This is a genomic window from Laedolimicola ammoniilytica (assembly GCF_025567165.1).
Lineage (GTDB): Bacteria > Bacillota > Clostridia > Lachnospirales > Lachnospiraceae > Laedolimicola > Laedolimicola ammoniilytica.
Map to the genome: position 1 here is coordinate 18,848 of NZ_JAOQKC010000033.1, position 9,998 is coordinate 28,845.

Annotated in this window: 10 protein-coding genes; 2 read left to right on the plus strand and 8 right to left on the minus strand. The window is 45.7% G+C overall.

The window, feature by feature from the left end:
- Positions 1–8: 8 nt before the first annotated feature.
- The 8 genes from OCV63_RS16375 to OCV63_RS16410 all read right to left on the minus strand — a co-directional run bounded on the left by OCV63_RS16375 (position 9) and on the right by OCV63_RS16410 (position 9,081).
- Positions 9–1,103, minus strand: coding sequence for a glycosyltransferase (locus OCV63_RS16375; RefSeq protein ID WP_158365307.1), 1,095 nt, complete (start codon positions 1,101–1,103; stop codon positions 9–11).
- The gene (locus OCV63_RS16380) at positions 1,100–2,074 is read right to left on the minus strand and encodes a glycosyltransferase family 2 protein (RefSeq protein ID WP_158365309.1); all 975 of its coding nucleotides are present in this window, start codon (positions 2,072–2,074) and stop codon (positions 1,100–1,102) included. Before OCV63_RS16380 ends, OCV63_RS16375 begins: the two co-directional genes overlap by 4 nt.
- A complete protein-coding gene (locus OCV63_RS16385) occupies positions 2,067–3,134 on the minus strand; it encodes a glycosyltransferase family 2 protein (protein ID WP_262670934.1) in 1,068 nt (355 codons plus the stop codon). The genes OCV63_RS16380 and OCV63_RS16385 overlap by 8 nt, the downstream gene beginning before the upstream one ends.
- Positions 3,083–3,766: a sugar transferase gene (locus OCV63_RS16390; RefSeq protein WP_158365310.1), complete on the minus strand. Its 684-nt coding sequence runs from the start codon at positions 3,764–3,766 to the stop codon at positions 3,083–3,085. Before OCV63_RS16390 ends, OCV63_RS16385 begins: the two co-directional genes overlap by 52 nt.
- Positions 3,760–4,968 carry a DegT/DnrJ/EryC1/StrS family aminotransferase gene (locus OCV63_RS16395; RefSeq protein ID WP_158365311.1) on the minus strand — a complete coding sequence of 403 codons (1,209 nt, stop codon included), beginning with the start codon at positions 4,966–4,968 and terminating at the stop codon, positions 3,760–3,762. The genes OCV63_RS16390 and OCV63_RS16395 overlap by 7 nt, the downstream gene beginning before the upstream one ends.
- An 11-nt stretch (positions 4,969–4,979) precedes the next feature.
- Complete coding sequence (gene loaP, locus OCV63_RS16400; RefSeq protein WP_262670933.1) at positions 4,980–5,486, minus strand: antiterminator LoaP; 507 nt, start codon at positions 5,484–5,486, stop codon at positions 4,980–4,982.
- A 236-nt stretch (positions 5,487–5,722) separates the two neighbouring features.
- Complete coding sequence (locus OCV63_RS16405) at positions 5,723–7,192, minus strand: hypothetical protein (RefSeq protein WP_158365313.1); 1,470 nt, start codon at positions 7,190–7,192, stop codon at positions 5,723–5,725.
- Positions 7,193–7,215: 23 nt separating this feature from the next.
- Entirely contained in the window at positions 7,216–9,081 is a 1,866-nt protein-coding gene (locus OCV63_RS16410) for a polysaccharide biosynthesis protein (protein WP_158365314.1), read from the minus strand.
- 171 nt (positions 9,082–9,252) lie between these two features.
- Here OCV63_RS16410 and OCV63_RS16415 point away from each other — a divergent pair, with 171 nt between their 5' ends.
- Both OCV63_RS16415 and OCV63_RS16420 read left to right on the plus strand, forming a co-directional pair.
- On the plus strand, positions 9,253–9,591 hold the full coding sequence (locus OCV63_RS16415) for a sporulation initiation factor Spo0A C-terminal domain-containing protein (RefSeq protein ID WP_158365315.1): 339 nt from the start codon (positions 9,253–9,255) through the stop codon (positions 9,589–9,591).
- A gap of 151 nt (positions 9,592–9,742) precedes the next feature.
- On the plus strand, positions 9,743–9,998 hold a 256-nt coding region (locus OCV63_RS16420), incomplete at its 3' end, for a MerR family transcriptional regulator (protein ID WP_262670935.1).

A 9,998-nucleotide genomic window follows, 5' to 3' on the forward strand; every position in this document is an offset into this window, starting at 1 on the left:
TAAACCTCTTATATCACTACAGAATAAAAATTTGTACAAGTATCTTTAATACTGTATCCTTTTTCTCTAACCTTATCCTTCCCTATATAACGCTCTATTTGCATATTTTGAAGGGATCTGATTCTATTTTCCCATTCTTCTTCACTTTTAATATCTTCAAACCATACATTTCCTGTTAAATCTATTTTTTTTGTCACAGTAGAAGACACTACACACACCAACCCGTTTGCCTGCGCCTCCACTACTGACATCGGAAACCCTTCATTAAACGATGGTAACACAAAAATATCCATTGCATTTAAAAGGCTGGACACATCATCCCTGCTTCCCATCATATTACATCTGGTTTCTAACCTATTTATATATATCAGTTTTTCTAACTCCCCTTTCAATTCACCATCCCCTACTATGATTAACCTATACTTTTGGGGAAGTTTCTTTAACACATTGATTAGAAACGGATAGTTTTTTACCCTTGTAATTCTTCCTACTGACCCTAATACTATCTCATCATCTGCAATGTTCATACTCTTACGAATCCTACTTCTCTTATTTTCAGAGAACGCAAATTCTTCTATTTCTATACCATTTTTTATGATCTGTACATTGGATAATAATCTTTCATTTCCATTGTAATATATGTCCGCCGACTCCTCTGAACACGCAAACGGTACATCTATGAGTGAAAACATTTTATTTTTATTAAATGTATCTATTACTTTAAATATTATTCTTTTTATCCCCTGTTCTTCTATATCTGTTCCATGCGTATGCGCAATAATTTTTGCTTTTCCTATTTTTTTTGCATAATAAGGCAGTACTATATTAACTTTGCATGTATTATTAAACCAAAGATACTCGTATTTATTTCTTTTAAATATCTTTAGAACACAATTTCTGTATTTGATAATATCAGAATAACTGGGAACTATATAGAATTTATAATTCTCTTGTTTTAAAAGTTTTACATAATTTGAATCCTCTGGAACTAAAAATTCAAATTCGGTTGAATTCCCCATTTTTCTGGAATATCTCACCAAATTCATAATTAGAGTCCCCACGCCACCGACTTCTCTTGGAAGACCATCCACTAAAATTCTCATTTAGCAACTCTCCTTAATATCGTCGCAACCGGATAAAAATCAAATACCAAAATTGCCAAAAGTTTTCTTGATAATTCCGTATTACGATCACTAAAAAACGCTTTTTTATGTGGTTTGAAAGCTTTTCTCATAATTTTTTTATATCTATCTTCTTCTAACTCATCTTCTATTCCATAAATAGCCATTCTAGCCATTAATCCCATAGCTGCCCTGGCATATAATATTTCCGCCTTTTTCTCTGTTCTCTTTTTCTCACTTCTACAATACTCATATATTTGTTTTCTAAACAACAAATAATTAATCATGTTTTTATTAAATTTACCATTACTAATCGACTTTGGGTTATGGTAATAATAATATTTTACAGTTGGTATATACACCAACTTTTGAGCCTTTGAAAAAATCTCAAAATTAAACGGAATATCTTCGCTTGTTACTCCCTGTATAAATCTGGTATCACCAATTAAATTTCTTGAATACAAAAAAACACATACACTATCAATTCTTAAATCAAAATAGGCTTCTTCAACTTTTTCCCCTTCATATATCACGCTCTGCTTTGATGACTTTTCGCAAATCTGTTTCTCATCGTATACTTCTTTATAATCAATTTTACTGAACTCCGCAGAATTTTTTTTAATCTCTCTATATAAAGTTTCAACATAATCATTTGCTATAAAATCATCCGAATCAATGAATGCAATATATTTTCCTACTGCCTTATCTAAACCTGCGTTTCTAGAACTTGATAAACCACCATTCTTTTTATGAATCACTTGTATTCTTTGATCTTTATGTGCGTATTCATCACATATTAAAGGAGCTCCATCATCTGAACCATCGTCTACCAAAATGATCTCCAAATTCTTATAGGTTTGTCGTAAAATACTATCAATACATCGCCGCAAATATTTTTCTGTTCTGTAAACCGGCACAATTACAGAAATTAAATCCTTCATAATTCTATTCATCACATCTTCCTTCTACTAATCCCTTCAAAGTCCCAACCCCATAACTAATATGGAGAATCGGAAAAATCGCTTCTAACAGCAAGTTCGATAGCAAAAATCGTTCCTTAATAAAACAAAGTAATGTCAAAATCCCGCAGCAACACCCGTATAATCCCAATAACATCCTAAAAAAACATTTGATTCCTACCAGGCTCAGGCATCCGGTTGCTAAAATGGAAATCACAAATGCTCCCGGCACAAAATGATAGAGTGATAAGCATTTCGGACATATCCATGCTGTTTTCCCAATCCAATAGCCATTGGCGTATTTTTGTTTTATCATTTTTTTCAACGTGTTTCTTGTCTGATAAAATGACACAATACTCTCATCATAGCAAATCCGGTATCCTGCTTCTCTGATTCGATAATGATATTCATTGTCTTCCGTCCGAAGAAGCGACTCGTTGAACATTCCCACCTTATCAATTACTTCTTTTCTATATGCTGCATGGAATACCGATTTTACATATTTCACTTCATCTTTACTTTCTCTCCGATAGGGAGCTATTCCACTTCCAAACATGGATTGTTCAGCAGTTAATAATGTTCTTTTCCATGCTGTATTTTCATCAATAATATTTGTTCGTGGACCACCGCACACAACTTCGCCGCTCTCCAGACGTCTCACGTTATTTTCAATGAAGTTTTCTGGAATAAGCGCATGGGCATCTACACGAATCAATATATCCCCGGTCATATATCTGATTACGACATTCCATCCCGCTGGCTGTGTTCGTTTTTCATTTGTAACCACCAAGACTTTTTCAAACTGCGAATATTTTTTTTCAAAGTTTTTCATTACTTCATAAGTTTTATCCTCAGACTTACCATCAACTAATATGATCTCCAATAACTCTGCCGGATAAGATTGCTTCAATATACAGTCCAATAAATCAGGCAAGTATTTTTCTTCGTTGTATGCTATGACTCCAAGTGTCACCTTTAACTTATTTTCCATCGGTATTTTTATTACCTCACCACGGCCACCACAGTTCTCACCATAGTGCCAATCTCTCTCCACCAACTAAATTTCCGAATCTCCTCCAGGTTATATTTCATCTTCCCCGGAAGCACCTCTTTCACGTATACTTCATCCACGTTGTCCGCCTGATCCAGCAGCTCTGCTTCGTCCTTGTAGCGGATGCTGGCCTCGGAGGTCACGCCTGCCGGGAGCAGTAGGGTTGCGTACATTTCAGGGGTATAGCATTTTACGTAATGGGTGCTTTCCGGGCGGGTTCCGACGAAGCTCATGTCGCCGAGGATAATATTAAAAAGCTGCGGAAGCTCGTCCAAGCGATACTTCCGCAGTTTTTCTCCAATTTTTGTGATTCGGTTGTCGTTTTGTACCGTTACCTGGGTTCCGATTTTGTCGGCATTTGCCACCATCGTGCGAAACTTAAAGATGCGGAACTTCCTGCCGTACTGGGTCACCCGCTCCTGCCGGTAGAAGACGCCGCCTTTGGAATCCTTTGCTATCAGAAATGCCAGTACAAGCAATACCGGCGATAAAAGAACCAGCATGACGCTTGCAACTGTCACGTCAAAGAATCTTTTTACATATAAACTGAATTTCTTCCTGCTCAGGCTCTCGTAATAAGGTCTTACCGCTTCGGTCCGCATGTATTTCGGAAGCTCTTCCCACTTTTTCAGCATGCAAGATACTCCTTCACAATCTTACTGTACTGCTCTGCCACATAATCCACTTCTTCATCCGTCAGCTTTGTATGCAGCGGCAATGTAATCTCATTGGCAAACCGCTCGTATGCGTTCGGATAATCCTGGATATCAAATCCCAAATTTTTATACGCGGTCATCATGGGCAGCGGCTTGTAATGGACGTTGCAGGCGATTCCGGCTTCTGCCATTTTCACGATGATTTCATGGCGCTGCTCCAGCGTGATCCCTGGGATACGGGTGATATACAGATGTCCGGAAGACTGATGTTTTTCGCTGTAATGATCCAGTACTTCGATTCCCAGTGGTTTCAGCGCTGCGTCGTACTTGCCGATGATTTCTTTTCTGCGCTCCAGCAGACCCTTGTACCGCTTCATTTGTGCCAGGCCGATGGCCGCTGTCACATCTGTCATATTGCATTTATACCAGGGGCCGACAATATCATATTCCCATGCTCCCAGCTGAGTCTTGGCCAACGCGTCCTTGGACTGTCCGTGAAGCGACAGCAGCTGATACTGGTGGTAAAGCGCTTCATCGTCTACACCTTCGATGCTCCGCCAGGTTGCCGCTCCGCCCTCGGCCGTCGTAAAGTTCTTCACGGCATGAAAGCTGAAGTTGCTGAAATCCGCTATGCTTCCCACCGGTCTTCCCTTCCAGGTCGCGCCGAACGCATGGGCCGCGTCTGCCATCACGATGACTCTGCCGATGGCTTTCTGCAGTTCATTGGTCGGATGGAACAGTGCTTTTTTCTTTTCCACAATAGAAAAAATCCGGTCATAATCGCAGGGCACGCCGCCCAGATCTACCGGAATAATTACTTTCGTCTTTTCTGTGATCGCTGCTTCCAGCTTATCGTAGTCCATTTCCAGGGAATCCTTCTGGGTATCCACCAGAACCAGCTTCGCGCCCACATGACATACCACCGACGCGCTGGCTGTATAGGTATAAGCGCTGGTGATTACTTCATCGCCCTCTCCGACGCCCAGCACACGCAGCGTCATTTCACCGCAGGCCGTCTGGGAATTCAGGCATACGGCTCTGTTCGTACCGCAGAAAGCTGCCACTTCCCGTTCCAGCTCCTTGGTCTTCGGCCCGGTGGTAATCCATCCGGAACGGAGCGCCTCTGCTACCTCTTCAATCTCTGCTTCTGTAATATCTGGTGGTGAAAATGGAATCTTCATACTCTCTCCCTCTACTCTTTCCTCACAATCTCCAGCCCTGCCATCACCTCCACCCGTCTTTCCACGAGCTTCACTTCCAGCCAGGCCAGGCGTTTGTGCCGGTCGATCCGGCATATCTTGTCTTCCAGTCCCTTGAGGGGACCGCTTGTTACGGTTACTTTTCCTTCCTGAATGTAGCCCTCGGAGAAATGAGCGGTGCGGTCGGGGCCGGTGAGGAGTTCTACCAGGCGGACATCGTCCGGGGTCATTGGGGTCCATTTCTCGCCGGTGCCCACCAGTCTCGTCAGGCGGGGGATACGTTTCAGGGCCCGGTAGAGCTCTTCCGCCCGGGAGGTGATGACAAAAAGATAACCCGGAAAGAGAAGTTCGCTTTCCAGGTGCCATTCACCAAGATATTTTCTTTTCCGCTCGCAGCGGGGACTGAACAGTTCTTCGTAGTACGGCGTGACGCCATAGGCTTTTGTTTCCTCTATGATTTGCTCCTCCCGACCGGTTAGAACCTGTATGACATACCACATAGGGTTACCTCCATCCGAAATCTGTTTTTGGGCGTGCTTCGCCATTCCGCGTGGCAGCCCGGATTCATTCAGGAATATGACGGCTCTCCCCGGAACGCGGCAAAGCGACGATTCCGGATATAAGCCTATTAAATATTCTATAGTTAATTTATAACTTATTTAGATGGGCTCCGCCTGCCTGTCTAGCAGATGGGCAGGAACGGAACCCGATTTATCTACGGAATTCGTACTTTCAGTTACAGTACTACGGCGCCCAATACCTTGACGTCTCTGTCTGCCGCCAGGGTGCGCTCTTTCTTAATCATCTTGCTATAGGAAGTACCCTGCTTCTCCAGGAACAGGACTCCATCGTAGCTGTCCAACTCCTCCAGAGCGGACGCCTGGAAGACGATGCGTTCGTAACCGGAGAGAGTGATGCCATCCAGCTCCTTCGCGAACTCTGCCCGGAAGGCCTCAGCCTCTTCCTTCGCTATTGTACCAGCAAGCATGATCTTTTTCAAGTCTCCCTCTTTGGCTGCCGCCTTTAAGTTGGCTGCCGCAATCTTCACCTGCTCCTCGTAGGTGATGTCGGCGTAAGCGCCCTCCTGAAGACGAACCAGCCACTTGTCGATGAAGCCGAAGATCCGCTTCTTGCCATCCTGCTTTGTCACCTGCCCCAGCAGCGGCATGCCGTACTCCTCGCGGAAGCCGTCGGTGCTTTCCAGTCTGCCGCTCATCAGGAAGATGACTACCAGCACGAAGGCAGCCAGGAATGCGCCCAGTACCAGGCCTACGATGGCGTACTTCACAGCTGCGGTCGCCGGGCTGGCATAGGCTACTTCATTGCCTATCACGATGGTCTCGCCCTCCTGCTCCTTCAGGGTCTTCAGGTCGGACTGCATGGTCTTCAGACTGGAGAACTGGTTATTATAGTTGTACAGGACATTCGTCTGATAGGACTCGATATCTCTGTCGATCCGCTCAGTCTGAGCTGTGGAAAGTAGCTCCAGCTCATGGGCGCTGATTTTTCCCTGCAGCTCCTGAGAATACTCATTAAATGCCTTCTCAGCCGCTTCGATGTATGTCTTGCATTTTTTCTCATTTTCCGCGGTAATCTGCACCTGGAATACGGTCGGCTTCTTCTGATTACCTGCAATCAGGACTGTAGAAGTCGCGTCTTCGTTCGCGTTCTGCTCGGTAGCGGAAAGCTCCTCTGTATCGAACTTAATCAGGTACTGAACCTCGGATGTCTCCATCTTGCTTCCTGCAGCCTGCAGCGCTTCTGCCAGTCTGCCGTCGGTAGCGAAGGTCTTATAAGCCGCCATCAGATTGCCCAGCATAGCGTCATTGGCATTGTCGGCATGGATATAGAAGCTTAAAATGCCCGTGTTCAGATGATAAGCATCCAGATTCATGATCACGGAGTTATCAATGTAATCCTTCATGGTATCCAGATTCTGCTGGGTGTTATCAATCGCTAACTCGTAGTACTCAATATTCGGGTTGGTCACGACCTCTTTCTTCTGGTTCTCTCCCTTGATGTCGCTGTTCAGCTCTGCTTCCCGCTTGGCTGCGTTGTCCTTCACAGTGGCACGGTACTTGTAACCGCCGGCCAGAACCGCCATCACCAGCATGGCCGTCACGATCCAGCGCCATTTTTTCAGGCAGTAAAACATAAGCTCGATCAGGCTGATTTCCTTCTCATAGGTCTCCTGATACTCGTTCATAGATCCTTTCCTCCTGCTTTCTCTTATCCTTTTATGGTGTAAGTCGGCACAATCTCCTGTACCATCTTTTTGATTCCATCGTAGTCCTCATAAGCAGTCTCGTACAGCACCTTCAGCTGATCCTTGAACTTTTCTTCGTCAAATTCGATGGGTTTTCCGATATGTATCAGTTTATTTTCTGTCTCCTGCAGACCCTCTTCGCTCATCAGAAGCTCCTCATACAGCTTCTCGCCGGGACGCAGGCCAGTAAATTCGATGTCGATATCTTCATAGGGCTTGTAGCCGGACAGGCGGATCAGGTTCTCCGCCAGATCCAGAATCTTCACAGGCTCTCCCATATCCAGGACGAAGATCTCTCCGCCTCTGGCCAGGGCTCCGGCCTGCAGCACCAGGGATACTGCCTCGGGAATCGTCATAAAATAACGGATGATATCCGGATGGGTGACGGTCACCGGACCGCCCTTCTCGATCTGCTTCTTGAACAGCGGGATGACGCTTCCGTTGCTGCCCAGCACGTTGCCGAAACGCACCGCCACGTAATCTGTCTGGGAATGATGGTTCATCATCTGAATGATCATCTCACACATACGCTTGGACGCGCCCATGACGTTGGTGGGATTCACGGCTTTGTCCGTGGAAATCAGTACGAAGCGCTTGACGCCGTACTTGTCCGCCGCCATGGCCGTCTTGTAGGTGCCGAATACATTGTTTTTGATGGCCTCGTTGGGGCTGTCCTCCATAAGCGGGACATGCTTGTGCGCCGCCGCGTGGTATACGATATCAGGACGGTATTTTTCAAAAATGCTGTTGATGCGGTGTTCATTTCGCACGGAAGCGATCAGAACCACCAGATCCAGCTCCGGATAATTCCGCTTCAGCTCCTGCTGAATATCATAGGCGTTATTTTCATAGATATCTACGATGATCAGGCGCTTGGGGGTATGCGCTGCCACCTGACGGCACAGCTCGCTTCCGATGGATCCGCCGCCGCCGGTAATCAGCACGGTCTTGCCGGACACATAGCCCATGATGGCGTCCAGCTGAATCCGGATGGGCTCCCGGCCCAGCAGATCCTCGATCTCTACTTTACGGAGCTTGGAGATACTGACCTCGCCTTTGATCATCTGATAGAGACCCGGCAGCACCTTCAGCTCGCAGCCGGTGTCCTTACAGATATTCAGGATTTCTTTGGTCTCGGACTGGGGCGCGGAGGGCATGGCTACAATAATCTCGTCGATATTCATTTCCCGCACCAAGCGGTGGATATCCTCACGGCCTCCGGCAATCTTGATACCGCGCAGGTACTTGCCCTGCTTGGAGGGATTGTCGTCGATGACGCAGCTGATTTTCTGATTCAGAAAACGGCTGTTCTGGAACTCCTTGATGATCATGGCTCCGGCCTCGCCGCCGCCTACGATCATGGTGTTCTTGCATTTTCCCTTGGTGTCCACATTGCGGCGTTCCTGCAGCATCCGTAAGATGCGGTAGGTAAAGCGCAGCGCGCCCACGCCCACGATCAGGAACATGTATTTCATCAGATAATAGCTGACCGGCATCCGCATTCCCAGGATTCCCATTCCCACGATCTGCAGAATGATGCTGACTGAGCAGGCTCCGATGACGTTCAGGAGCTCCGCTGAGCTGGCAAAACGCCATACGCTTCGATACAATTTGAATAATACAAACAGTAACAGGGTCACTGCAAGCTCGATGGGCAGGTACTGAATCTCGTAATCCACGTACTGCATGTCCATCTTGCTGAAGCTGAAATCATACCTTACATATAGGGACAGAAAGCCGGACAGGGTAATCAGAAAGATATCCACAATCACCAGCAGGGCGATGCGGTTCCTGGGCGCATTCTGCTCCACAAACTTTTCCAGATTCATAATTTCTCCTCTACCTTTACTATATAGTTAATTTATTATATACCATCCGCCTTTAAATGGCAATTGCAGATTTTCCCAAAATCCGCGCTTTTTCCCATCTCTTATTTTGTCTGGTTTTTCCATTTTTATTCGTATTCTTTCATTATTTAATATACAGAGGAGGGCTATCTTATGAAAAGAACCGAATTATACAAGCTGCTGCAATCCGCCGGCCTGCACTCTCAGTATCTTGGCTACGAATACTTCGCGGACGCCGTCTGGCTGGCCGCCAAGGATCCGGCCCGCCTTCACAATATGCGCAGAGACATCTATCTTCCCGTAGCCGCCCTGCATCAGGTCTCCTGCTCCAGTGTGGAGCGGGATATCCGCACCATCCGGGACGTTCTTTACCGGCATACTCCTGCCGACTTCTTCCGCTCCCTCGGACTTCCGCCGCTCTGGCAGCATTCTCAGCCCTATCCGCGGGAATGCATCGCCCTTTTCGCCGATTACCTGGCCAGGCTTCCTTGACATGCCCGGATTTTCTATCCTATAATAGAGTATCGGCGGACTCCGCCATACCGTTACAGGAGAAAATGTTAAGAAATTAAAGTAATAGACAAATGTGATTGAATGTGTTTAAATATACTCGAAGGAGTAAGCTATTATGAACACACCAAATATCACAAATTACAAGCCAAAAGATTTTGCTGAATTGTTAGGCGTGTCTGTTAAGACATTGCAACGCTGGGATAGGGAAGGAACTCTAAAAGCGAATCGAACTCCAACGGATAGGCGTTATTACACTTACGACCAGTATCTTCAATTTAAAGGCATAAATACCGAAAATGACCAGCGCCAAGTAGTTATTTATGCGAGAGTGTCTACGAGAAACCAAAAAGATGATTTACAAAACCAGGTCGCATTTTTAAGACAGT